The organism is Lactiplantibacillus brownii, assembly GCF_031085375.1.
Classification (GTDB): domain Bacteria; phylum Bacillota; class Bacilli; order Lactobacillales; family Lactobacillaceae; genus Lactiplantibacillus; species Lactiplantibacillus brownii.
The window spans coordinates 873623-899861 of the sequence record NZ_JAVCWF010000001.1; the positions used below are offsets into that span (position 1 = coordinate 873623).

The following is a 26239-nucleotide window of genomic DNA, read 5'->3' on the forward strand; positions in this document are numbered from 1 at the left end:
ATGGCTGATAAAACTAAAATTAAGACGACAAAAGTGGTTTATCCACAGATCTATGCGTACACATTACCACAAATTGTTGAAGACAGGGGTTGGATCAAAATTGGCTACACTGAACGTGAAGATGTGGACACGCGTATTCGTGAACAGACCCATACCGCTGCGATTAGGTTGACCGCGAATAAACTTTGGTCTGAACCGGCCAAGTATTCCATTGGTGATGGCTGGTTTAACGATAAGAAGTTGCATAAATACCTAACTTTTCAAAAGAACATCAAGCAGCGGTTAAATACTGAATGGTTCTATTACGATGGCACGCCAGAACGTGCCCACGAAGATTTTGAAGATTTTTGTAATCGCAAATATGATCAGTCCAAGGGAACTTCCGAATACACATTACGGGACGAGCAAGAGGCGGCTGTTAAGAAAACAGTTGCATATGCTAGAGACCATATCGGCGGCAAATTTCTTTGGAATGCTAAGCCTCGTTTTGGTAAGACGTTGACGACTTATGACTTAGCTCGGAAGTTGAATGCTGAGACTGTGCTTGTTGTGACTAATCGTCCAGCAATTGCTAACTCATGGTTTGACGACTTCGAGAAGTTTATTGCATGGCAAACAGATTATGCTTTCGTTTCCACGACAGATTCACTAAAAGAGCGACCAATAATGAGCCGTGAAGAGTTTATGAATCAGTTGGATGGTGGCAAACAGCGGATGGTTGCCTTCATTTCGTTACAAGACATCAAGGGCGCTATTCCGTTTGGTGGGGATGTTGACAAACTTAAATGGGTCAAGGATCTGCATTGGGATTTATTAGTTGTTGATGAGTCCCACGAAGGCGCTGATACCTTGAAAGCTGATGTTGCTTTTGACAATATCAATCGCGATTTCATGCTGAATCTCTCTGGCACACCATTTAAGGCTGTTGCCAAAGGGACATTCAGTGATGAGCAGATCTTCAACTGGACTTATGCGGACGAGCAAACTGCTAAGAAAAATTGGTCAGAAGATGATGAAGAACACAATCCTTACCGCAAATTGCCGTGTTTAAACCTATTTTCGTATCAAATGAGTCGGATGATCACGGATGAAGTTGATGCCGGAGCTCAGATCAATGGTAAAGACGAAGATTATGCCTTTGATCTCAATGAGTTCTTCTTGACTAACGTTTCCGGCAAGTTTATTCATGAAGACGATGTTCGCAAGTGGCTTCACAGTCTATGGGAAAATGACGGATATCCATTCTCAAATACTGAGTTGCGCAATGAATTAAAGCATACGTTCTGGATTCTCAACCGTGTAGCCAGTGCTAAGGCACTTGAAAAGCTGATTAAAAATATGGACGTATTTGACGGCTATGAGGTTGTTATTGCGGCTGGTGATGGTCGGACAAATGATGATCAAGTCCAAAACATGCGGTCTTTAGATAAAGTTCGCAAGACAATTGCAGAGCATAATCGAACGATTACTCTTTCCGTAGGTCAGTTGACTACGGGTGTCACAGTTCCGCAATGGACAGGTGTTTTAATGTTATCTAACATTAAGTCGCCTAGCTTATACATGCAAGCAGCGTTTCGCTCGCAAAATCCTTGGACTTATACTGAAAATGGTATCCGAAAAGAAAAGGCGAATGCTTATGTGTTTGATTTTTCGCCAGAGCGAACGCTGATGATTTATGATGATTTCGCCAACGATCTTTCTGGTGAGACAACCAATGGTGGTGGCACTACTGAGAAGCGTAAGGATAACCTTAAGAAGTTGTTGAACTTCTTCCCAGTTATTGCCGAAGATACTGAGGGCAAGATGGTTGAGCTTGATGTTAACCAAGTGCTGACGATTCCTAAGAGTATCAAGGCTAAGGAAGTTGTTAAGCGCGGGTTTATGTCCAACCTGCTGTTCCAAAACATCGGTGGTATTTTTGCTTCAACTGAGGCTCGTGAGATTCTAGAACAAATGCCGGCAGTTTCTGAAGGCAAGACCGTTCCTAATCAGAAGGCTGAACCAGTCGATACTAAGAAAGTTCAGGTCGATGATAAAGGGGAGGCAGTCGTTGAACCGGAAGCGGTTGAACCGGCAGTTGAGTATCATTTTGGCGAAAAGATTTACGCCGAAATTGAATCCGCTGCGGAAAACGTCGACGTTGATGAAAGTTCACGTATTGCTAAGAACATTGCGGATACATTCCACGCTCAGACACTTGATAGCATGAAAAGTCTCGCCAAAGACAGTGGGTTGACTACAAAAGTTGCCGAGACAGCTACTGAACAAGGTGCAAAGGTAATCGCTCGCGAAGTCGAAAGGGTTCAAAGGCAAGCTAAAATCAAAGTTAATGAAGCTCAAGTTGAATATCAGACAAAAGTTCAGGATGCGCAGCATGATACCGCTATGGAAGAAGCTGCCAAGCGTCAATTCGCGGAAGCAGCTAAACGTGAATTAGAGCAAAAGCGTCAACAAATTCAAGATGACTTGCATAAGAATATGGTAACAACCATTGTAGATAGGTCCAAAGAAGTTATTCAATCGTCAACTGCAACCTTGCTTAGAAAGGCCGAGGATAAAAAGAAAAACACGGTTGAAGATGATATTCGTTCGCGCCTTCGCGGGTTTGCTAGGACTATTCCGTCATTCTTGATGGCATATGGCACGATAGATACAACACTTGCTAACTTTGATACGACGATCAGTGAGAAAGTCTTCCAAGAAGTGACTGGTATCACGTTGACTCAATTTCGTAAGCTTCGCGACGACTTCCAATTTTTTGATCCAATCGTGTTCAACGAATCCTGCTTGGAATTCTTGCGAAAGCGGGTTGAGCTGGAAAATTACTTTAACGACACGCATGACGGGGATATTTTTGACTATATTCCGTCACAAAAGACCAACCAAATCTTCACACCAAAGAAGGTCGTCAAAATGATGATCGACAAGCTTGAAGAAGAGACACCCGGGATTTTCGAGCAGCCAGACAAGACCTTCGCTGATTTGTATATCAAGTCAGGACTTTATCTGACGGAAATTGTCAAGCGTCTGTACGATGGCTTGGCTGAACAGATTCCAGATGGGCATGAACGCATCAAGCATATTTTGGAACACCAGATTTATGGGTTTGCACCATCAGAAATCATTTATAATATAGCACGCAACTTTATCTTTGGTTTTGATGCCAGTGCTAATGATATCGATGATTCACATGTTGTTTGTCTTGATACCACGACTTATGCGATGGGTAATGGCGATTTTGAAGCTAAGTGTGATGAGTTGTTCGGAAAGGAGATTAACTAATGAAATTTGATGTTGTAGTAGGAAACCCTCCTTTTCAAGAAACCCTGGAAGGGACTAGCGACGCACCGGTGTACAATTACTTCTATGATCTTGCATGTATGTTCGGTAAAAAGTATTGTTTAATCTCACCAGCACGTTTTTTATTTAACGCAGGAGGGACCTCAAAAGTATGGAACGAAAAGATGCTTAATGATCCACATATTCGGGTCGAATATTATAATCCAGAAGCAGCTGAGGTATTTAAGGACACTGGTTTTAAGGGAGGTGTGGCTGTTCTATACCGAGATGAATTCAAAAACTTTGGACCAATAGGTACATTCACAAAATTCCCGTTGTTAAACGAAATTCTGACAAAAGTAACTTGCTCGGATAATTTTGAAAGCATCGTCCCAATGGTCACTCTACAAGAAAAGTTCGATCTTAAAAAATTGTACACTGATTATCCGGAACTGGAGTCATTAATTGGTAGTAAAGGAAGAGAAAAAAGATTGACGACTTCAATCTTCAATACGGTCCCTTCACTTTTTCATGATCATAATAACGATGATTATAATATTGAAATATTAGGACTGATTGACAATAAGCGAGTTTATAAGTTTATCAACAGCCAGTATATTGTTAAAAAGGATAACCTCAATTCATGGAAGGTTGTCCTTCCAAAATCTAACGGTACAGGTTTGTTCGGCGAAAAGCTATCCAATCCAATCATTGGTAGACCTGGATTGGGACATACGCAGAGTTTCATCTCTTTCGGTAAATTTGACAGCAGTACCGAGGCTAATAATTTGCTGAAGTATCTTAAGAGTAAGTTTTGTCGAGCACTGTTAGGTGCAATTAAGATTACTCAGGATAATAATCCAGCAACGTGGGCCAAAGTCCCAGTGCAGAATTTTTCTAATGATTCAAACATTGATTGGACCAAAGCGGTATCTGAAATTGATCATCAACTTTACATGTTGTATAGACTTAATCAGTCTGAGATTGATTTTATCGAATCTAAGGTAAAACCAATGGATTGAGGCAAGGTAATGATAAAACTTTACAGAATACAAGATTCCATATTGACATTACCATCAAAAATGAGTACCTTATAATACAAGAAGATAAAGGTCATATTGGCCTTTATTTTTTGAATCAATAAAAGTAAAAAATACTTTTATTACAATTTGGGGGATTTTTGATGCAATTATTGAAGGAATACCGGTTGTTAGCAATTATTGGAACGGCTTGGTTATTTGATGCGATGGATGTCGCAATGTTATCTTTTATCATGCCACTGATTAAAACAGAATGGCATTTAGCACCAGCACAATTGGGGTTGGTTGGTGCCACGACGTCGATGGGGATGGTTGTCGGTGCAATGATCTGCGGCATCTTGGCTGACCGAATTGGGCGTAAACATGTATTGATCTTAACGTTAGCGTTATTCTCAATTGGTAACTTATTACTAACAGTCACCCCAAATATTACCGCGTTTATTGCGGTGCGTTTCTTAACAGGTATTGGTCTTGGGGGCGAATTACCAGTTGCGGCCACGTTGGTTGCGGATAGCTATCAGGGGACGAAGCGGTCAAAAATGCTAGTGCTTGCGGATAGTTTTTGGGCGATTGGTTGGATTGTCGCTTCACTATTAGCTTTTTGGGTCATGCCAGTTATTGGGTGGCGTTTGACTGTCTTAATTACGGCGGTAACCATTTTGTATACTTTATTATTGCGGCGACATTTACCGGATACGCCGGTTGAGCCACAAACGCGGCCATCGTATAAAATTTTATGGCGCACACCAGTATTTCGGCAAAAGACGTTATTATTAGGGACACTCTGGTTTATCGTCATGTTGACCTATTATGGGATGTTCTTATGGTTGCCAAGTCTCCTGGTGATGCGTGGCTTCTCGATTGTTCATAGTTTTAGCTACACCTTGTTAATGAGTTTGGCACAACTACCTGGTTATTATTTAGCTGCCTATTTGATGGGTAAAATCAGTCGCAAATCAGTCCTAACGATTTATTTGAGTGGAACGATTGTGAGTGCGTTAGCATTTAGCTTAGCCAGTAGTAACTTTGCGGTACTCATGAGTGGCGCTTGGTTATCCTTCTTTGACTTAGGCGCTTGGGGAACCTTAATTGCCTTGACGCCTAGTCAATTTCCGCAAGCCATCCGTGGGACTGGGATGGGTGCTGCACAATCAATTGGCCGTATTGGTGCGATGATTGGACCATATGTTGTCGGGGTCTTGTTACAAATGAAGACACCGTTAACGGGTATCTTTGGTATTTTTTTGGTTCTGCTATTATTAGGGATTACCATTTTGACCCTAGGAGTTCAAGACGTCGATGCACAGCGGAAAGAGGGCGTTACTGGTGAAGCTAACTCCTAGACAGATTCAACCCGCAATCACCAGTTTTCTAGCAGAAGATCTTGGGCGTGGCGATTTAAGCACGCTAACGTTACCACATCGACAAGTGACCGGTGAGATTGTCGCACGACAAGCCGGTGTCATTGCCGGTCAACTAATTCCATCAGTGGTATTGCAAAGCTTAAATCGCGATAGTCACTATGAGCAACTGGTGGCGGATGGCGCGTGGGTGACAGCTGGAACGGTGACTGGCCGTGTCACGGCGCCCATTGTGGATTTATTAGCCGGGGAACGGGTCCTGCTTAATCTGATGCAACGGATGAGCGGCATTGCCACGGCAACTCATGCGGCCGTTGAGGAATTGAATGATGCCAGCATTGCGATTTTGGATACGCGCAAAACGTTGCCCGGATTGCGGCAATTTGACAAGGCGGCGGTGGTTATTGGTGGTGGTCAGAATCACCGCTTTGGTCTTGATGATGCTGTGATGATTAAAGATAATCATTGGGCACTCATTGAAGATTTACCGACAACCGTTCAGCAGTTACGACGTCAAATTGGGCCAACTAAAATTATTGAGATTGAAGTTGAAACTGAGACGCAATTACGAGCAGCGGTGGCTAGCCAAGTGGAGATGATTATGATTGATAATCAAACCCCAGCGACGGTTCGCGCGTGGCGACAGCTGATTCCGGCAACCATCATGGTCGAAGTTTCGGGTGGTATCACGCCAGCTACATTGGCGCAATATGCCCATACTGGTGTTGATTACATTTCGCTGGGTTACTTAACACACAGTGTCACGGCACTAGACTTGGCGATGGAGATCGAACCGGTTTAGTCTAAAAAAGTTGATATGGCTAGTCTGAGCTAACCTCAAATAGACTTAATTGTAAAAGCGCCACTCACGTCAAAATGTGAGTGGTGCTTTTGTTGACTTAGGCTGAGGCATTCAATTTGTCAGCGGTAGCCAGCATATGATAGGTAGCCTTAAATACGGGGCAAACATCATTTGGAATCGCGTAATCATGAGTCGTTTGTCGCAATTCAGCGAAGTTCTCATCTAGCGAAAGATCAGAATTCACGGCTGTACGTAGTCTAATATATTGACCACGTACTGCGAAAACTTCCGGATGGTTTTGTCCATGGGCGTTGGTAATTGCATGGGTGTAAAAGTTTAATCTGTCATCATGGGTAGCTATATAATCTTTAACGGTTGTCATGTGACCCACCTCTTTGTTTTTGATGACTTTAGTATAAGGGCGGAAGTCATCAAATAACTTGATGTGGGTCAAGCAATAACGGATTTTTGACAATTGTGGCATAATGACTACTTATTTGAAATGCAGCATGCAAAATTAATATTTGCGGCTTTTTTCTTTGCACAGGCTAATGTCGAAATGGTATTATTACTGTAGTAATTACAAAATAAATGTAATTACCAGGAGGAGGCTCATGAATGCTTAAACTTATTGGTTTTAAAATATATGGTCATGCTTTGTTTGAAGATGGGACACAATTCACAATTCAAACTGCCAGTCAGGTGACAGAGCGCACTAAAGATCGAATTATTAAGTTTAACCAGATATTAACGCTGAATCGGGTTATTGGTATTGTTGGTATTAATGCTACTGGTAAAAGTACCTTGATGAATATTTTTGAAGGGTTAAGTGACTTTTATTTAAAATCACTCTCGATTGACCAAACGGCACTAAATGAAGCCTTCAGATCTAATGAACGACGAATTCGAATTATCGCTTTTTTAGCAGCTACTACTGGCGAACGGTATCGTGTTGAAACGTCGTTTGATAAAAATGCTGTTGAGAGTAATGATATGGGTCGAACTTTCAACTGGAAAATCAGTGAAGAAAAAATATATTCTGACAATAAGCTGATGCCAAAGTCAAAGTACTTTGATTTTGAAAATCAAGAACCGATACAACAACGGACCAAGCTTAGTAAAAATGAATTGAGATTGTTGAGCAACAAAGATTCAATTTTCAGAATCATTAGTCAAGCGTCACAAAACTTAGAGGTTCTCTCAACGGTTTCGATGACCGATAGTAATATTGTGCGTAGTTTTGCGGATGAAACGCCGACTGCATTATTAGAATACTTGGACAATTCAATCGACTATTTAAAGTATCAGTTAGATTCAGAGGGGAAAACTTTGAGTTATCACTTGAAGTTTAAGCGTGATCGACATGAAATTGTTGTCTCTCAGCTGAACGATATTTCAAAGTATATTTCATCTGGGACAATTAAAGGAATTACATTATTTTATGAGTTTCTGATTGCTTTGAGACATGGCTCAACATTATTAGTGGACGAAATTGAATTGCACGTGAATAAACAAATTGTGCGTGATTTTATAGGCTTCTTTGCTAATCCTAAAGTGAATGTTAATCAAGCGACTTTGATTTATTCATCACATTATGTTGAATTAACGGATGACTTAAAGCGTCAAGATGAAGAGTATGTTTTGTTGCGGAATGGTGTGACGAAATTACGTCGCCTGAATGATACTGGTGTTAGAACAGAATTAAAAAATAGCGATATCTTTCAAAGTAATTATTTCAAAGGAACGGCGCCTAATTATGAACGATATATTAATCTAAAAAAGACAATTGTTGCCCATAATCAGCGTCGTTTTGACGTCGACACAGATTCCGTGAGTACGGGGTCTATAAATGCTAAATAGTATAGTGACAGAGGGAGCTAGTGAGCATGCCATCATGGACATTTTACTTGAAAACGATCTTTTAGTTTTTAGTTCGGACACTTTGATTGAGAATTCAGCTGGAGAAGTGATTCATGAAGGGCTAAATGCGAAGGCGTATAGCAATGAATTTTTGAGTCATGCTTTTCAAGATGATATTACAGTTCATGTTGTCATGGATGATCCTAAACGTCAGCTTAAATTGAAAAAATACTCTAATCAGATTAGCGTTGTGAAATGTTATATTACTCGTGAAGAAATTGAAGCGATTCATTTACACTATAATGAAGCGTGGTCATCACAATATAGTCAGTATAAGCAAAAAAGTAGCGGCAAGTTTGCGAAACCGAGTGCATTTTTTAAGGCAGCAACTCCTGAAGGATTGGGAATTAAGACGATTAAAAAATATGAGTACGTTTATCGAATGTGGTCTTCAAATCCTAGTCGTTTAGTAGCGGCAATTTATGCCGTTCAAACGGAAATGAAGCACAAGAAAAGTCTCAGAGGCTATCCAAATCTATATTATTTAGCTGATTTGATAAAGTAAGTGCGTTGTACATTTTAGTTGAACTCAAACCAGTTGCTAAGGTAGCAGAGTGCTGGTGTAGTGGTATATAGAAAATAGGGTGTTAGTTTGCCAGTGGGTATTGGTGAAGTAACGCCCTATTTCGCAATTAGGTCATAAATAGCCGATATGATCTGATGAGTGCATTATTGCCGTGACCAGCGCGAACGCGTAAAATGGAGCCAATGAATCGCAATCAGTGAAAGGAGGCCAGTGAAAATGACACCAAATAAAATTGAACCTGTGAGTGAGACTAATAACGAGTATACTATTGGGACTTTTGCCACGCTCAATCGGATTAGTGCGCGGATGTTACGCCATTACGATAAGATTGGTCTTTTTAAGCCACAAACGGTGTTGGCGAATGGTTATCGTTACTATTCATCTAAGCAGATTCCAACGATTACTTTAATCAAACGGTATCAGGCTTGTGGCTTCACGTTGGCCGAGATTTCTAACTTACTGGGTGCTAGCGATGCGACTATCAAAACACTAGCAAAAGAAAAGCAACGTCAATTGGCGCAGCAAGATGTCAGACAAGGCGAGGCTGATCAACTCCTATTAAATTTATTGGGAGATGTTGAAGCGCCTTTGCCAGATGATGGCGTCATTGCCGTCACTCAACAACCTGAACGACTGTTGTTATGTGGGCAAAGTTTGGGGAGTGAAAGTGAGATTGAGGTTGCGTTTGACATCCTTTACGGCGATATCGAAGACGCCCATTATCGGGTGAGTGGGTTGCCAATGCTATTGGTGAATTTAGCCTCTGATGATGAGGCTTACCGAGTAGCCGTGCCGGTGCAACAAACTACCGTCCCTCCTGTCAAATTAACTAGCCAAACGCTTCCTAGTGGTGATTATTTGTCAACCTTGCATTATGGTGGCTATGATAGTCTTGGTGTTGTTTATGATCGGTTGCTTCGCGCTGCTCAGAAACGGCAGCAAAAGCCAGTGATGCCGTTTATTGAACGTTATTTACTCGATAGCACGTTTGCCACTAATTCCAACGATTACATTACGGAAATTTCTATTAAAGTAACCCCTTGACCTTATCACAGTGTCAAGGGGTATTCTTTTTTTAACGAAGAAAGGATAGCCGTGATGAAACTGTTGAAAATTGCGTTATGTTTTATATTAGTATTTTTGAGTGGCTGTCGCGTCAATACGAGGGGGAACACAACTATGAACAATGATTACTTTCCAAAAGAAACGGCCCGACATGAGGGCACTTGGTTGACTTGGCCGCATCGCTATACCTATGGTCGGGCCTACCGAAATGAGATTGAACCGATTTGGATTGCGATGACTGCGGCGCTGAGTCATGGCGAAAAGGTGCACATTATTGCGTATAACGTGAAAGAACAGAAACGTATTACGCAACTCTTAACGCGGGCCAAGGTGGACCTACGTCAAGTTGATTTCACCATTGCTAAAAGTGATGATGTTTGGTCACGTGATACGGGCCCCATATTTGTGCGTCAGGCTAATGGTCAACTCACGATTGCAGATTTCGGCTTTAATGGCTGGGGTGGCAAGACCGCTTATCATCGAGATAATGACATTCCTAAGGCCATTGCCAAAGCAACCGGAATTCCAAGGGTATCGGTTCCTGATTTTGTGCTAGAAGGTGGCTCAGTGGAATTGGATGGACATGGCACGGCGTTATTGTGCAAAAGCTCAGTGTTGAATGATAATCGTAATCCGGGGATGAGCAAAGCTGAGGCGGAAGCTGAAATGACCAAGTATTTGGGTGCCACTAATTTTATTTGGCTTGATGGGGTTAAAGGTGAAGATATCACCGATGCCCATATTGACGGGATGGCTAGGTTGTTAGATACGCGAACCATTTTGACCGTGTCGAAGCATGATTTCTTACAACTCTACGAAGGCATTAACCCCAAGGATTACGACCGGTTGCATCATGCCACTAATGCCAAAGGCGATCCATATAGAGTTGTTGACCTACCTATGACGGCTAAAAACGTGCGCGGCTTAGACTATCAAGGGAGCTATCTCAACTATTATGTTGGTAATGAGGTGGTACTGGTGCCAACTTATCATGATAAAAACGATCGCGTTGCGCTGCAGATTTTAAGTCAACTTTATCCGCAGCGAAAGATCGTGGGCATTGATGTCACAGCACTGTATCAATATGGGGGCATGCTACATTGCGTGACGCAACAACAGCCTGAGGCGTTAAACCGCGAATAAAAAAATTTGGTTGCTATTTTTGTCATGAACCTACTTGAGCCGATAGTTAACCGATTGATGGTCATGTTAAAGTAGCAATTCTTAGTCAGCCGATTTTTGTATTTCAGAACCGATATTTCACCAGTTAGGGGTCGTATCTGACCACTAACTGTTTTTTTGCGTACAGGTTTGCGAGTGGCTGATAAGCTAGGGTCATCAATAACCGAGGAGCGGAATAATGATGTTATTAACAACGAAAGAACTCACGAAAACTTATGGCAGTCACGTGGCTGTGAACGGATTGACTCTCGAAATCGAGCGTGGTAGTTTTACTGCCATCCTTGGCCCGAATGGCGCTGGCAAATCGACCACGATGGGCATGCTGACGGGCAATTTGATCCCAACTTCCGGCACGATTACTTATGCATCAGGAACAAAAGTTGGTATCGTCTTTCAAGCGAGCGTGCTCGATGCAAACTTGTCTGTCCGCGAAAATTTGACCATCCGTGCCAAACAATATAAGCATGTTGAGCCAGGAAAAATTGAGCAGCTGATCGAACAACTCGGCTTGACTGCGTTCAGTAAGCAGCGCTATCACACCTTATCTGGAGGTCAGAAACGTCGGGTGGACATCGCTCGTGCTTTGCTCAACCAGCCAGACATCTTGTATCTCGACGAGCCGACTACTGGGTTGGATATTCAGACGCGTAATGCAATATGGGCGCTGCTGCGCGATTTGCAGGCGCAACATCAGCTGACAATCGTACTGACGACTCACTACTTAGATGAAGCAGATTCTGCCGACAGTGTGTTTGTTGTTGATCACGGTCGTGTGATTGCGCATGGTAATGCCGCTTCAATTAAAGCGGCATACGCACCAGACCAGTTGCGGATTACGCCGAAAGATACTGAACAGCTGTATTCCCGACTGCACCGAGGGACCTTTAAAGTCGAAAACGGCGACTTCACTTTCAAATTAAAAACGGCCCAAGAAGCTCTGAAGATACTGACAGAAAATCAAGCGTTGGTCCAGAATTTCCAGTTCCATCCAGGAACTATGGACGATGCCTTTATCGCTTTGACCGGCAAGGAGGTTCGCTAATGCTAGCTTTGATTCGACGCGATTTACTGTTATATTTCCGCAACCCTTCTGGTGTGATTTTCTCGCTGATGGGGGCGATGATTTCATTTGTTTTGTACTTAGTATTCTTAAAGAATAGTATTCAGGCCGACTGGAAGTCCCTGCCTGGCAGCAACCTTTTACTTGATCAATGGTTGATTGGTGGAACGCTGGCGATTACTGGAATCACAACGACGCTAGCTGGGTTGACTCAGGTCGTCGCCGATCGTGAATCACAAGTGCGCCAAGACCTGTTACAGACGGATATTGGCAACGTCAAACTCACTATAAGCTATTTGGCCGGTGCTAGTTTGATTGGCTTATTGATGCAAGTCATCATGTTTGCAATCATGATCGGTTACTTCCATGTACAAGACGGCTTGACCGTCACTGGCGCACAGGTTGGTTTGCTGATGGCATTGATGTTACTCAATGCGGCGTTGTCCACAGCCATCAACGCCATTGTGATTAACTTCGTCAAACACATGAGTAGTTTGAGTAGCCTGTCTACTGTTGTCGGTACTGGTGCGGGCTTCTTGGTCGGTGGTCTGATTCCAATCGGTACCCTGCCTGACTTTGCGCAAAAGTTAATCAAGATTACTCCCGGTGGCTACATTGCTTCCTTGAATCGGCAAGTGCTGATGAACGACAAGTTAGCTGACACCTTTAATGGTCATCTGGCCATGCAGCACCATTTCGAAAAGTTGCTTGGCGTCCGCATCGACTGGGATGGCTTGTTGACACGTCAAGAAACTTTGAATATAGTGATTGTAGCCTTAGTCGTTGCAACCCTGCTGGCCGTAGCGCCACAGTTGATTGCTGGACGACAACGCCGCAAGTTGACGGCATAGGCACGAAAGGGGCCAGTCATGGTTTATAGTCGTTTTGAAGAAAATCCACACATTGCTACAGATGATCCGATCGTGATTGTACAGGCTGCTGCGCAAGACTCGCAGATTCAGGCGCTGATGAGCTATATCAATCGCTATCAGGCGGCCAATCCCACAATCTTACCAGTAAAAAGTGAAGACAGAATCCTGATGATTCGACCGGGTGAAATCATTTTGGCGGATCTAGTCAACGGACAGTTGCTACTGACGACAATCAACGAAATTGTTGTGACCAATGAGGCACTTAGCCATTTTCTGGGACGTTTAGCTAAGCCGAGTTTTGTTCAGGTCTCTAAGCATGCGGCCTTGAATCTTGACCACTTACTTTCGTTGTCGGATAGTTTTTCTGGTAGTATGTCGGCACGACTGACTAACCGTACAAAGACAGAGGTCAGCCGAAAATATGTCAAAGAACTGCTGCAACGATTGGAGGTGTAGCCATGTTGAAGAAAATCGTGCATAATGCCATGAGTGGCATCGGTTTTGGCTCGTTTGCCTATATGTTGATTATGTTGTTTAAGGTCCAACCAATCATGCCGACGACTGCGAACATCCTCAGTATATTGGTGATGAGTGTCGGGATTGGGATGGTATCGCTGATTTTTCAAAGTGATGCGCTGCCATGGTTGACTGAGTTGGGAATCCATTTTGTCGGGACGTTTTTCCTAGTTGCTGCTATGATGGGCTTCAATCATTGGCCAATCGTGCCATCGTTTTGGGTGACCTTTGTTGCCTTGTATGTCATCTGCTGGATAATCATTCGTGTGCAACGTTACTTGCAAGTCGAGCGGATTAACAGTGCAATTGCTAAGCGCCGACAGAAGCGAGCAGATGAATAATTAATAGAAATGACTTCGCTACCAAATTAAGCTTAGCCATAACAAAACCCCCGATATTGGATTGTTGTCCAACATCGGGGGTTCATTTTAGCTTAGATTATTGAATTTGGTTATTTTTTAGAGATCATCGCGATGCAGTAACTTAATTGCTTCACCATTTTCGCGACGCAAGTCAATATTTTCTTCACCCCAAACGCAGAGTTGATGTAACACACCTGATAAGCTGTGACCATAATCAGTCAGCCGATAGTCAACGCGTGGTGGGACTTCCTGATACACTTGTCGTTGAACAATGTTCGCTGCTTCGAGTTCACGTAATTGTTGGACCAACATTTTTTGAGAAATCTGTGGAATGGCCCGTTCAAGTTCACTAGTCCGCATCGGTTTTAGGCGTAAATGACACAGAATAATGGATTTCCATTTACCACCGATGACTTCCATGGTGGCTTCCACGCCGATTTGATAAGTTTTTTCAGGCATAAAATGGCCTCCTTATTGATACTTACTTTTTGGTGGGTATACCACTTTAAAGTCGGTACTTGTTCTTAAGTTACTTGCTAGTATAATCATTATTTATCACGTTAGCAAGTATAGGAGGAATTTTAAAATGAGTAAAAAAGTTAATCCAACCTGGACACTGTTAGCGCTCGCCATTAGCGCGTTTGCGATTGGGTCCACAGAATTTATTAGTGTTGGGCTGATGCCAATGTTGGTCAGTAGTTTTCATATTAATTTAGCCCAAGCGGGGTTGACGGTTTCCGTCTATGCACTTGGAATTATGGTTGGCGCGCCGGTCATGACGTTACTGACGGGTCGCCTGAATCGGCATCGACTGATGATGTTAATCATGGGACTATTTATTGCGGGCAACTTATTAGCCGCGTTGGCGCCAACCTTTAACGTCTTGTTGCTCGGTCGGATCGTGGCCGCCTTAGCACATGGAATTTTCATGACGGTCGCATCAGTCATTGCGGCGGACGTTGTGGCACCAGAAAAGCGGGCCTCCGCGATTGCGGTGATGTTCACCGGGTTAACCGTGGCAACGGTCACTGGGGTGCCGTTGGGGACGATGATCGGTCAGCTGGGTGGTTGGCGCTGGTCATTTATCTTCATTAGCGGTATTGGTGTTGTAGGACTATTAGCAGATTATTGGTTGATTCCACGTCATTTGCCATTACCGGTCAAAGCCACTGCACGTGGGATTCTGCGCGTTTTGACTAATCCGCAACTGCTGTTAGCTTTATTAGTCACAGCTTTAGGTTACGGTGGGACTTTTGTCGCCTACACGTATTTATCACCACTATTGGAACAATCGATGGGGTGGTCAGCTAGTGCAGTCGTTGTCATTTTAGTTGTTTACGGCTTGATGGTGGCCTTAGGCAATACCCTTGGCGGTCGCTGGGCAAATAAACGTCCGTTAGTGGCACTATTTAAAATGTTCGTCGGTTTGTTGATCACGTTACTAGTTTTAGCATTCACGGCGCACAGTCACTGGCTCGGATTATTCACTGTTTTGGTCATGGGTATCTTTGCGTTTATGAATGTTCCTGGTCTACAGCTCTATATTGTTCAGTTAGCTGAAGTGCATACGCCACAAGATATTACGATGGCGTCCGCGTTGAATATTTCTGCGTTTAACGTTGGGATTGCTTTAGGTTCAGGAATTGGCGGTCAAGTGACGACACAATTTGGGTTAGCTTGGACACCGGTCTTTGGTGCCTTGATGGTTGCCGTTAGCTTGGTATTGTTGGCTGGATTGATTTGGTTGGCGCGACCGGTTGCTGAGGAGACACCTGAGGATTGCGAAAACTAAGTTAAATAAGACCGTTTAATCGATGTTCTGAGAGGAAAGAAGATTCTGTTGTTAGGACAGGGTCTTCTTTTTTTGTGACTTTTCAGGTTGGTGTGCTTGTCGAAATACTTAATTGGATGATTTTTAAATAGTTGCCCACTGCAACTGATAACGGTTGCAATTATTACTGTAACCGATAGAATTGGATTAACAAAAACTAAAACGAGTAGGGGGCAGAATACTCAAAGTGGGAGAGTGTTCGTCATAAATGAAGAAAAGCTGGTTGATAGCGTTAGCCGGAGCAGTGTTATTAGCAGGTTGTTCCGCAAACGATGGGAAGTTAGCGCATCAAAAATCAAGTGAGGTAGCAGTCAGCACAAAACAAGCCATAAAATCTACTAAAACAACCAAGGCAAGTAAGCAAGCTAAATCGGATAAGATAAAGCAATCACTGAATCAGACAGGGAAGACTAAAAAAATCACGACCACTTTATGGAATTCTGCCAAAGAAAAACAACTTTCAGCGTTTATGAAAACTTGGCAGACTCAGATGGGTCAAACCTATGAAGGAACTTATGACGGCCAAAACCCGGATCATTTGGGGTTTGTTTTCCCTAAAGCAATTACGAGTGGTGAATTGAATCATCGTGTCAGTTGGGGGCATCAACCGATTAAGTTGTCATGGTCAACGGACGGTGAAAATGGTCAAGAATTTCAAATTGTGGCCGTTGCAACGGGTGGTAAGAGTGGCAGTGAATTTCCAACGTCATATTTATTCTGTCTACACGACCAGCGCCCAGTTGTTTTTATGTCACAAACAACCAATGGGGATACTTTCTATCTTCAAGATACACAAAATAGTGCGCTTCAGGCCGGATTTACTAAAATCGTGACTGGTATTGAACCAGCCGTGAAGCGTGATGCTAGTTTGAATGCGGATGTGAAAACTGCGGTGGCAGCTTCACCACAGCGGATACCGAGTGCCTATGGTGGGGTTTGGTATTACTACTCTAAATATGATGGCAAAATTAATGACACACAACTTTCAAATGTCAGTAAATTAAAGCTAAGATATGCAGAAAGTACCACACCAAAATGGTTAAATATTAAAGGCATTGATCAAACTGCTGGTGCTGGTGATAGTGAGTATGTTCGCTATAAATATTATGATGGTCGGCAAATCCCAGTAATGATGATGGCTAGTGGCGCTGGTCCTTGGTTTGATATCAATGCCTATAAGAGCAGTGCTGTTGCAAAACAGATGGCAGATTATCGGTTTGGTGATGAGAAATCTACACGTGAGGATATGGATTAATCACTATGAGCAGGCAATTTCATTTTTGAAATTTGGTATGTTTGATTAATGGGACATGATAGTGATAAAAACGGGAAACTTTCAAATCTAAAAGATAGTCAAACCAGTCCCACCACGGCTTAAAGTGTCGTATAATGAAACTATTCTAACAATTTAGGGGGAAACTCATGAGTGAATCAACGCATCTTTTTCATAAATTTCAACCAAAGCACTACAATATTTACCTCGATATTAACCGTGCACAAAAGTTAATCACTGGTCAAACAACGATTACCGGTGAAGCTAAAGCTAAGACGATTAGTATCCATCAAAAAGGCCTAATCATTACTGAAGTCCAAGCTGACGGCGTAGCGGTGACTTTTAAAGACAATCCGGCTCAAGAAGCTATTGATCTCGATTTAGCCAAAACTGGTGAAGTCACCTTAGTCATCAATTATACGGCGCCCTTGACCGATACGATGATGGGGATTTATCCTTCATATTACGAAATTAATGGTGAAAAGAAACAAATTATTGGGACACAATTTGAAACAACGGCTGCACGTCAAGCCTTCCCATGTATTGATGAACCAGAAGCCAAAGCAACCTTTGACTTAGCCATCAAATACGATGAACACGCGGGTGAAACAACGATCAGCAATATGCCTGAAACGAAAGTCGAAAATGGGGTCCATTATTTTGACACCACGGTTAAAATGTCGACTTACTTGATTGCGTTTGCTTTTGGTGAGTTACAAAGCAAGCTCACCACCACTAAGAGTGGCGTCAAGGTTGGGGTGTTTGGTACCAAAGCCCATCAAGCAAATGAACTTGATTTTGCCTTAGATATTGCCAAACGGTCAATCGAATTCTATGAAGATTTTTATCAAAAGCCATATCCGCTACCACATTCATGGCAATTAGCTCTACCAGACTTTTCGGCAGGTGCCATGGAAAACTGGGGCTTAGTCACTTATCGGGAAGCTTACCTCTTACTCGATCCTGATAACACCGCCTTAGATATGAAACAACGGGTCGCAACTGTCATTGCGCATGAGCTTGCGCATCAATGGTTCGGTGATTTAGTGACCATGAAATGGTGGGACGATCTCTGGTTAAATGAAAGTTTTGCCAACATGATGGAATATGTGGCGGTTGACGCTATTGAACCGGATTGGCACATTTGGGAAACGTTCCAGACGTCAGAAGCACCGGCTGCGTTACAACGGGATGCCACGGACGGTGTGCAATCAGTCCATGTTCAAGTTGAAAATCCAGCTGAAATTGATTCGCTATTCGATAGCGCAATCGTGTACGCTAAAGGGGCACGGATGCTAGTAATGGTGCGGGCCTTAATTGGTGATGAAGCGCTACGCAAAGGTTTGAAACAATACTTTGAAACGCATCAATATGGTAACGCTACGGGGGCGGATCTCTGGCAAGCTTTGGGTGCGGCTTCTGGCATTGACCTGGCAACCATCATGCAGTCATGGCTCGAACAACCTGGCTACCCAGTCGTTACCGCGGCAGTCGTTGACGGTCAATTGACGTTAGCACAGACCCAATTCTTCATTGGCGACGGCCAAACGGCGGACCGCCAGTGGTCGATTCCACTGAACAGTAACTACGATGCGGCACCACAAATTTTGGCTGCACCGCGGGTAACTTTGGGCGACTACGCTGAATTACGGCAGGCGGCGGGCAAACCGTTCCGTATAAATGTCGGTAATAATTCTCACTTTATTGTCAAATACGACCAGACCTTATTGGATGATATTTTGAGCGATGCGGAAAGTTTAGATGCGATTTCACAATTACAAACGCTACAAGACTTGCGGCTCTTAGCTGAAGGTCGACAGATCTCATATGCAGCCGTCGTCCCATTGCTCGGCCGGTTTGCCAACAGCCAGTCAACGGTTGTTAACTTGGCGCTATACCGCGCAGCCGGTGATTTGAAACGCTTTGTGGATCCCGCTTCACCTGCGGAAAAACAATTGAAAGCCTTATATGATCAATTGAGTCAGGCCGAAGTGAAGCGCCTCGGTTGGACTGCTACAGTTGGTGAGACCATCGACGACCAACTATCACGTCCAGTTATTTTGAATGTTGCATTATATGCTGAAAATGCTGGAGCAATCTTGGCCGCTCATGAATTGTTTGAAGGTCATGCCAGTCAATTAGATCAATTGTCGGCAGATGTGCGACTCTTGATTTTACGGAATGAAGTACAGCATTTTGGCAACAAAGCGTTATTTGACAAGTTGCTGACCGCTTACCGTCAGTCTTCAGATGCAAGTTACAAAGCAGATATTTGCGCCGCATTGACGAGTACGACGGATGCAGACTTGATTGCGCGTTTGATCGTTGCATTTGAGGATGCGGATACGGTTAAACCACAAGACTTGCGGGCCTGGTATCGTGGCGTTTTGAGCAACCATGCTGGTGAACAAGCCGCTTGGGATTGGATTCGCAACGATTGGGCTTGGCTCGAAAAGACGGTCGGTGGTGACATGGAATTCACCACTTATATTACTGTCACTGCTGGTGTTTTCCGGACAGCCGAACGTTTAGCAGAGTTCAAAGCCTTCTTTGAACCAAAATTGAACACCCCAGGCTTAACCCGTGAAATCACGATGGATACCAAAGTGATTGAAAGTCGCGTTAGCTTGATTGAAGCCGAACAAGCAGCGGTCAATGACGCAGTTACTAAGGCCATTAACTAAAAATTGTTCAAAAAAAGTGTTGAGACACCGATAGCCGATGTTTCAACACTTTTTGACTGTCCTTAGAACGATTACGGTAAGAATAACACGGGATTGCTGGTTGCCTGGTCGTAGAAAATAAAATGTTTAGGCTGGTGTCGCGATTTAGTGTATTCAAACATGGTGCCATCTTGTAGGTATGAGTAATTGGTGATTACCGGGACCGTATTAAATTGTCCCAAGTTTAAATATTTATGATCGTCGGCCGTCGCGAGTGACATCATCAAAATGCGGCGCGTGGTCGCGATTTTTTGTGACAGTTGATGGATCAAGTAATCGTAAACTGATTCTTGGGCGATCTCCAGAGTCAGTTCAGGCATCACTTTTTTTAAAAAGTAACTTTCTTGTAAGATAAAAGGTTCGCCATCCAGAATCCGAATGCGCTTAATGTAGAAAACGGGCGTGCCAACTGGAAAGGAGCTTTCCTTGGCAATTTGCGTATCGACTAACTTTTCATCGAAAAATAGGACTCGTTTGGTGAATTTGGCTTCCCGATTTTTAGCCAGCCGATTAAAAGACGGTTGACCATTCTTGATAATCTGTTGTTCAAAGTTGCCATTATAGAGTACGATGACGCCTTTGCCGTGAACACTCTGGACTAAACCCTCGTCTGCCAGCTGTTTGATTGCCCGTCGCACGGTATTACGAGAGCAAGCATATTTTTGGATTAAAACTGCTTCAGTCGGGAGGGTGTCTTGATAGGAAAATTTGCCATTGATAATTAATTCTCTTAAATCTAAATAGATTTCTTTATATTTTGCTTTGATTGCGAGCCACTCCCTCCATGAACCAATTGTATCGGAGGAGAAAATTTTGTCAATTGTTTAAACAACTTCCAATAAATAAATTAAAGCACTGGCAGTCCAACTAAATGAGCGATCTCGTAGGCCTTGCCCAGTTTTAGCATCAAAGTTTTCGGCGAAGCCGCTCTGACGGATCATGTGACAGAGGCCTTGTTTAAGCTGGTTCGCGAGGGTCGTTTCACCAAGTTGTTCAAGTGCTAGATAAATTAGAATGGTCGATGGGGCCCAAACCGCGCCACGCCAATAACTATCTGCGTGATAGTCAGGACTAGCCAACGCTTCAGTAGCGAGACCATAAGTCGTCATAAAGTGTGTTTTTAACTGTTTGACCATCGCCTGATTTAAAGCGGTTGGTAGATAGCGATTCGCGGTAAGACTCATCAAGGGCAGCAAGCTTTGAGATTGGATGGCCTGTTTCGTCTGAGTTTCACGCGCAAATGGCAGTGACTCTTTATCAAAAAAGGTCGTCACTAGACGTTGACTCAATGCTTTAGCTTGTTGTTGCCAGTGATTGGCGGTCGTTAACTGAAGTTCGGTCGCGAGTTTTGCCAACAGATCGTAGTCCATAATTAAATAAGCGGTTAAATCCGGCGAATCCACCACGACTTGATGCTTAAAGACCGTACTATTATCCATACCACTGTCATTACCATGTAAATATTCGACGATACCATCATGATTTGTATCACGATAAGTGACCAGATAGTTGACTTGTTTACTGATCCAGCGATAGATCTGCTGTTTTTGCGCAGTAGTAAGCGACATGACCCGTAACATTTCAGCGAAAATAAGCCCATGGATTGGTGGCTTGGAAAAGTTCCAACGAATGGTTGAATCGCTGATAGATCCCGGTAGTTGGCCAACGGCGTCCTGGTAATCAAAAACGGTTGCCATTTGCGCCCACGCCAAGTCTGGGTGAGTGCGCATCAAGGCGAGTGCCATGAAACAATGATCCCAAGTCCAGACGCCCGGAAAGTGATTATTTGAAGCATAGACGGAAGGATAATGTAGTAAGCCGGTTGGTGCCACGGTGTCCGACCACAGAATATAATAGGCGTCTTGATAAATTGATTTAAATTTTTGGGGACACTTTGTTAGCTGACTTGTCGTAATAAAGTCAGCCATTTTTTGTTTGTTTTGGGCGACAAGGGTCTCAAATTCAGGTAGTTCCCAATGTGGATTAGCCATATTATGCTGAATCTCTTGAATTGCGACGACCATTTTACCCGCGGCGTTTGGCTGCACTAAAATATCCGAACGATTATGGGCAGTCGAGTTACTACCAGTGGTATCCACTTGTAATTCCTGACTAAGTTGGTCGGTTCCAGCCAAAGTATAGACAAGATACTTTGTCAGATTCTTGTAACTATTGATGATATAGTAGGGCTGCTCAGCTGAGCCTAGCTGGTAACTGTACTCAAAATTGAATTTAGGCTGACTACAGATCTTGAGCCCAAGCTGTGTGTTACTTTCAAAAACTAAGGTATCTTTGTCGCCAAAAGTGAGGTTAAGCTGGCCAAATTTGGTGCTGATCGTGACGCTGGTCGCCGTCATCTTAGTCGTAAAGTCTGTGACTACTTGTTGGTGGTACAACGGGATGAGCTCAAGGCTATTCATGTTGGCCTTCGAGTCACCGTGCAATGAGCGTAAGAATAAGTGTTGATTTTCAACGAGTAAGCCCATGTAGGATCCATAGAAACTAAAGGTATTAAGTTCAAGTCGCATTTTTTCTAACTCCTAACGTGAACAAATTTTATTATATATGCCTATCTAACAACTAAGATATTAATTCTAAAATTAGCACTTGTCAAATTTGTTTAAACGAATTATAATGATGGCTGTAAACGTTATCAAAAACAAAACGGGGGGATTGTTATGTCAAAAGCGTTAAAAACACCTGTCAGTGAAATTGTTAAGTTGGTTGGGGGCAAAGCAAACATTGATTCGGCAACGCATTGCATTACACGGTTAAGATTAGTTTTAAAGGATAAAAAGGCTGTGGATCTCAAGGGGCTGGATCAGATTGACCTGGTTCAAGGCACTAATTTTGTGGGTGATCAATTTCAAATCATTATTGGTCCCAGCGTGGGCAAAGTGTACGATGAGTTCATGGCCCAGATTGGGGAGATTAAGCCGAGCACCACTAAGCCGACCCATTCAGGCAATTGGTTGCAACGTTTGGTATCATTATTAGGCGATATATTTATTCCAATTATTCCAGCTATTGTTGCCGCTGGGCTCCTCATGGGGGTCAATAATGTTTTAGGAAACCAAGGTATTTTTTATCCAAAAGCCTCATTCATTCAGATGCATACTGAATGGAAAGGGGTTTACGATATTATTCAATTGATTGCCCAAACGTCTTTCGCTTTCCTGCCAGCGTTAATTGGTTGGTCAGCGGTGAAACGTTTTAAAGGAAATCCATTGTTAGGAATTGTTTTAGGGCTGATTTTAGTTAATCCGTCATTAATGAGTGCGTATGATTACGCTGCTAATCCGGCAAAGGCCCCGACTTGGAATATCTTTGGCTGGCACGTGGCGCAAGTGGGCTATCAAGGTCAAGTGATTCCCGTATTAGTTGCCGCTTGGTTATTGGTCAAACTAGAAAAATATTTTGAAAAACATATTCCGGATGCGCTACAGCTTGTCTTAGTGGCACCATTAGCGCTATTGATTTCAGGATTTGCCTCGTTTCTTTTCATTGGTCCAGTCACGATGGCTGGCGCTAATGTGATTACGAGTGGCGTAGTCAATTTATTTAACGCGGCACCCGTGATCGGTGGGGCCTTGTATGGGTTCATTTGTGCGCCCCTGGTGATTACTGGGATGCATCATTTATTCTTGGGCGTTAACTTGCAGATGGCTGGGACGCTGGGGTACGTTACTCTCTGGCCAGTCGGTGAACCAGTGACAATGGCCCAAGGTGCAGCCTGTTTAGCCATGACGTACATTTTTCGTAAGGACGCTAAGAAAAAGAACGTGGCTTGGACCAGTGGGTTGTCGTCGTTTCTTGGTATTACGGAACCCGCAATTTATGGGGTTAATTTGAAAAATCGTTATCCATTCGTCGCCGTCATGTTAGCTGGTGCGATTGGTGGTGGCTGGATGGGATTCTGGCATGTTCGTTCAACTAGTGTTGGTGTTGGTGGGGTCTTGAGTTTCTTGAGCGTCTTTCCAAAGCAATGGGGCCTCTATCTCACCGGTGAAGTGATGACCTTTGTTTTGACCATTGTGTTCACGCTGCTCTTGATGCACACAAAGCTGAATCCTGCTAAGAATGCTAAAGCTGGGGCGACACCTAAACAAGTGCCCACGGATCTAATGGCCTATGTTGATGGGAAAACAATGCCGATTACCGAAGTAAAAGATACGATGTTTTCACAAAAACAACTGGGCGATGGGGTCGCAACGACACCGACTGGTGAACAGATTTATGCGCCAGCAGCGGGTGTCATCAGTGCTTTAATGCCACATGCGGTCGGCATGACTTTAGATAATGGGATGGAAATCTTGATTCATATAGGTTTAGAGACGGTCAATTTGAAAGGTCGCGGTTTTGAAACTTCAGTCACACAAGGTCAACGGGTCACTGCCGGGACAAAATTAATTCATTTTGATGATCAATTGTTGAAAAAGGAAGGCTATGACGATTCTGTCATGATGGTCGTGACCAACCAAGGTAATTTGGTTGCGGGCGTTGATTTTAAGACTCATCTAAGCCACGTTCAGGTCGGTGAGCCCATTGCCAATGTGAGTTATTTACCCTTGGCAGATGTTGATGCCGGCGGGCTAGAGGCGTAGTTGGCGGGATACGTTGACTTTCGTCAGCTAGAATTCTATACTGAGTTGAAATTAACTTAGCCTTAAGCAACACGTTAAATCGTTCCTGGCTTAATTTGCTGGAACGATTTTTGGTTGTCGGCCATTTTCAGAAAGCAGGACAATTATGAGTGGATTTAGTGATTCAGATGCAACGACCATTAATCTCGGTCAACCCCAAGCCCCACATACCTTAACGGCGATTCTTAATTTGGGTTGTGAAGATACCCAAGATTGGTGGTTACCTAATGTTGACGAGCTATTCCAAGCGGTTGATGATGGTCAGCTACAAGTTCATCTAAAATTTTGGAACAAGATCAAGGAACCACTTCGCAATGGAAATATTGCCAATGGTTATATTGACTATCAACAGCCAGAGCAAGCTTTGACCTACATTGAAGCTGTTTTTCAAGGGCAGGACGACCTGCGAGGATTGGCTAACGCTGCGGTGCCAGCTTATCTTGAACAAACTTATGGCGTGAAACCGTACGCTGCGGCTGCGGCAGTTAAACAGCAAATTGATCAGGAAGTTGCCGCGAATGGGATAACGAGTCTGCCAACCTTGATTTTCGATGGCAAGATGAGGTTTGATGAGCAGCTCGTACCACTCAGTCAACTATTATAAGCAGGTTTAGTCAGCGTCATAGACGCGGTCAAGTCACCTCAAACAGGTGGCTTTTTTAGTATAAATAAATTTGTAACACCTTTTAATAGTAATTTTCAAGGCATTTTCATATACTTGATTCGAAATATGAAAGCGCTAACAAATTTTGCATGGTGGTGATAAGAATGGATTGGGGATTGATTAATGCGCTGGGGTACTTAGTATTAGTGTGTTTATGTTTACGATCATTTTGGTCGTTTGTCGCAGCGACCTGTTGGCTTGGTCGTCAAGTTGGTTGCTGGCTATTAGATGAGCCACAAATCAGCCGCTTGTGGGTCAAGTTGCCACTCAATATTCGGTTACAGCAGCAACATCCTGAATTGCGCTTCGCTAATCTAATTAATGGTCTCGGGGGTTATGTTATTTTAACTGCCGGAATCACTCATTATTGGACTGTCGAGCAAATTGACGCGGGAGCGCTGGGATGGTGGGCTTGGGGCCTGATTGGAATTCTGTTGGTTATTAATAGTTACCAACGTCGTTTCCTCCGGTATTATCGGCAACATCCGCTGTCATAACTGTCCCAGTTCAGTTTTAGAATTGTCCGCACTTTCCAAAATTAAAGCGCTACCATAGACTTAATTGTAGGGGGTGACGGGGAATGCCAATTTCTAATCCAAACAGATTTATTGAGGGACTTAATTTAACGACACTGGGGATTTTAATCGTAATCTTAGTGGCAGTTAGGGTTTATAATCAGCGGCATCATTTGACGAGTCGACTGGACTACTTTTTTGCCCACTTGGCTGGTTATGTGAAATGGGCGCAACAAGCTCAGCAGGTCCAGCCAGCTATTTTAAAAATTCACCTGTCCTATCAACGCTGGCTGGGACATGGTTTTTGGCAATTAGTGTTATTATTAGGTCTCAACTTTGGTCTGGCACTCAGTTTACACGCGCCACTCAACGGGTGGTTCTGGTGGTCAGCTTTGGCACTGTGTCTGGGATTACAGACAGCGGTGGACCAATTGATCAAAGCTAAGCTGGCTCGGCAAATGAAAGGCGAATTGGCCACTTATTTAATCCTAATGGCGGCGCAATTTAGCTGATTGATGCGCACACTAAATTAAATGGTTCAGATGAGGTTGAGAGTTTAGCGACCAGGTTGGCGGATTAATTAATTGTTTCTTGGGGTGGCTCGT

At 43.4% G+C, this 26239-nt stretch carries 23 protein-coding genes; 19 read left to right on the forward strand and 4 right to left on the reverse strand.

Annotation, left to right across the window (positions count from 1 at the left end):
* The 4 genes from RA086_RS03725 to nadC all read left to right on the forward strand — a co-directional run bounded on the left by RA086_RS03725 (position 1) and on the right by nadC (position 6482).
* Complete coding sequence (locus RA086_RS03725; protein ID WP_308702567.1) at positions 1 to 3282, forward strand: DEAD/DEAH box helicase; 3282 nt, start codon at positions 1 to 3, stop codon at positions 3280 to 3282.
* Complete coding sequence (locus tag RA086_RS03730) at positions 3282 to 4301, forward strand: Eco57I restriction-modification methylase domain-containing protein (RefSeq protein WP_308702568.1); 1020 nt, start codon at positions 3282 to 3284, stop codon at positions 4299 to 4301. Before RA086_RS03725 ends, RA086_RS03730 begins: the two co-directional genes overlap by 1 nt.
* Positions 4302 to 4462: 161 nt before the next feature.
* Positions 4463 to 5662 carry an MFS transporter gene (locus tag RA086_RS03735; protein WP_308702569.1) on the forward strand — a complete coding sequence of 400 codons (1200 nt, stop codon included), beginning with the start codon at positions 4463 to 4465 and terminating at the stop codon, positions 5660 to 5662.
* Positions 5646 to 6482 (forward strand): carboxylating nicotinate-nucleotide diphosphorylase, encoded by an 837-nt coding sequence (gene nadC / locus RA086_RS03740; protein ID WP_308702570.1) that lies wholly within the window; start codon positions 5646 to 5648, stop codon positions 6480 to 6482. Before RA086_RS03735 ends, nadC begins: the two co-directional genes overlap by 17 nt.
* A gap of 97 nt (positions 6483 to 6579) precedes the next feature.
* On the opposite strand, the gene RA086_RS03745 is transcribed toward nadC, so the two are convergent.
* The gene (locus tag RA086_RS03745; RefSeq protein ID WP_308702571.1) at positions 6580 to 6864 is read right to left on the reverse strand and encodes an iron-sulfur cluster repair di-iron protein, ric; all 285 of its coding nucleotides are present in this window, start codon (positions 6862 to 6864) and stop codon (positions 6580 to 6582) included.
* Between the two features lie 236 nt (positions 6865 to 7100).
* Between RA086_RS03745 and RA086_RS03750 the strand changes: the two genes are divergently transcribed.
* From RA086_RS03750 to RA086_RS03785, 8 genes are all read left to right on the forward strand, one after another.
* On the forward strand, positions 7101 to 8342 hold the full coding sequence (locus tag RA086_RS03750; protein WP_308702572.1) for an AAA family ATPase: 1242 nt from the start codon (positions 7101 to 7103) through the stop codon (positions 8340 to 8342).
* Positions 8332 to 8907 (forward strand): hypothetical protein, encoded by a 576-nt coding sequence (locus tag RA086_RS03755; protein WP_308702573.1) that lies wholly within the window; start codon positions 8332 to 8334, stop codon positions 8905 to 8907. Before RA086_RS03750 ends, RA086_RS03755 begins: the two co-directional genes overlap by 11 nt.
* A 237-nt stretch (positions 8908 to 9144) precedes the next feature.
* Positions 9145 to 9972, forward strand: a complete 828-nt coding sequence (locus RA086_RS03760) for a MerR family transcriptional regulator (protein ID WP_308702574.1) — start codon at positions 9145 to 9147, stop codon at positions 9970 to 9972.
* 135 nt (positions 9973 to 10107) lie between these two features.
* A complete protein-coding gene (locus RA086_RS03765) occupies positions 10108 to 11136 on the forward strand; it encodes an agmatine deiminase family protein (RefSeq protein WP_308702575.1) in 1029 nt (342 codons plus the stop codon).
* Between the two features lie 220 nt (positions 11137 to 11356).
* On the forward strand, positions 11357 to 12217 hold the full coding sequence (locus RA086_RS03770) for an ABC transporter ATP-binding protein (protein WP_308704408.1): 861 nt from the start codon (positions 11357 to 11359) through the stop codon (positions 12215 to 12217).
* Positions 12217 to 13086, forward strand: coding sequence for an ABC transporter permease (locus RA086_RS03775; protein WP_308702576.1), 870 nt, complete (start codon positions 12217 to 12219; stop codon positions 13084 to 13086). Before RA086_RS03770 ends, RA086_RS03775 begins: the two co-directional genes overlap by 1 nt.
* Positions 13087 to 13104: 18 nt before the next feature.
* Entirely contained in the window at positions 13105 to 13563 is a 459-nt protein-coding gene (locus tag RA086_RS03780) for a LytTR family DNA-binding domain-containing protein (RefSeq protein WP_308702577.1), read from the forward strand.
* Between the two features lie 2 nt (positions 13564 to 13565).
* Positions 13566 to 13964 carry a DUF3021 domain-containing protein gene (locus RA086_RS03785; protein ID WP_308702578.1) on the forward strand — a complete coding sequence of 133 codons (399 nt, stop codon included), beginning with the start codon at positions 13566 to 13568 and terminating at the stop codon, positions 13962 to 13964.
* A 117-nt stretch (positions 13965 to 14081) separates the two neighbouring features.
* On the opposite strand, the gene RA086_RS03790 is transcribed toward RA086_RS03785, so the two are convergent.
* Complete coding sequence (locus RA086_RS03790; RefSeq protein ID WP_308702579.1) at positions 14082 to 14444, reverse strand: winged helix-turn-helix transcriptional regulator; 363 nt, start codon at positions 14442 to 14444, stop codon at positions 14082 to 14084.
* A gap of 91 nt (positions 14445 to 14535) precedes the next feature.
* On the opposite strand from RA086_RS03790, the gene RA086_RS03795 reads away from it, so the two are divergent.
* From RA086_RS03795 to RA086_RS03805, 3 genes are all read left to right on the forward strand, one after another.
* Complete coding sequence (locus RA086_RS03795; RefSeq protein WP_308704409.1) at positions 14536 to 15777, forward strand: MFS transporter; 1242 nt, start codon at positions 14536 to 14538, stop codon at positions 15775 to 15777.
* Between the two features lie 247 nt (positions 15778 to 16024).
* Positions 16025 to 17071: a DUF4767 domain-containing protein gene (locus RA086_RS03800; protein WP_308702580.1), complete on the forward strand. Its 1047-nt coding sequence runs from the start codon at positions 16025 to 16027 to the stop codon at positions 17069 to 17071.
* 167 nt (positions 17072 to 17238) lie between these two features.
* The gene (locus tag RA086_RS03805; protein WP_308702581.1) at positions 17239 to 19773 is read left to right on the forward strand and encodes a M1 family metallopeptidase; all 2535 of its coding nucleotides are present in this window, start codon (positions 17239 to 17241) and stop codon (positions 19771 to 19773) included.
* A 71-nt stretch (positions 19774 to 19844) separates the two neighbouring features.
* Here RA086_RS03805 and RA086_RS03810 read toward each other — a convergent pair whose 3' ends face one another.
* Together RA086_RS03810 and RA086_RS03815 are read right to left on the reverse strand one after the other, a co-directional pair.
* A complete protein-coding gene (locus tag RA086_RS03810; RefSeq protein ID WP_308704410.1) occupies positions 19845 to 20633 on the reverse strand; it encodes a UTRA domain-containing protein in 789 nt (262 codons plus the stop codon).
* A 3-nt stretch (positions 20634 to 20636) separates the two neighbouring features.
* A complete protein-coding gene (locus tag RA086_RS03815; protein WP_308702582.1) occupies positions 20637 to 22340 on the reverse strand; it encodes an amylo-alpha-1,6-glucosidase in 1704 nt (567 codons plus the stop codon).
* Positions 22341 to 22490: 150 nt separating this feature from the next.
* Here RA086_RS03815 and RA086_RS03820 point away from each other — a divergent pair, with 150 nt between their 5' ends.
* From RA086_RS03820 to RA086_RS03835, 4 genes are all read left to right on the forward strand, one after another.
* Positions 22491 to 24416, forward strand: a complete 1926-nt coding sequence (locus tag RA086_RS03820; RefSeq protein WP_308702583.1) for a PTS sugar transporter subunit IIBCA — start codon at positions 22491 to 22493, stop codon at positions 24414 to 24416.
* 145 nt (positions 24417 to 24561) lie between these two features.
* Entirely contained in the window at positions 24562 to 25059 is a 498-nt protein-coding gene (locus RA086_RS03825) for a thioredoxin domain-containing protein (RefSeq protein WP_308702584.1), read from the forward strand.
* A 164-nt stretch (positions 25060 to 25223) separates the two neighbouring features.
* Entirely contained in the window at positions 25224 to 25616 is a 393-nt protein-coding gene (locus RA086_RS03830) for a hypothetical protein (RefSeq protein WP_308702585.1), read from the forward strand.
* Positions 25617 to 25699: 83 nt separating this feature from the next.
* Positions 25700 to 26146 (forward strand): hypothetical protein, encoded by a 447-nt coding sequence (locus tag RA086_RS03835; RefSeq protein WP_308702586.1) that lies wholly within the window; start codon positions 25700 to 25702, stop codon positions 26144 to 26146.
* The last annotated feature ends 93 nt before the right edge of the window (positions 26147 to 26239 follow it).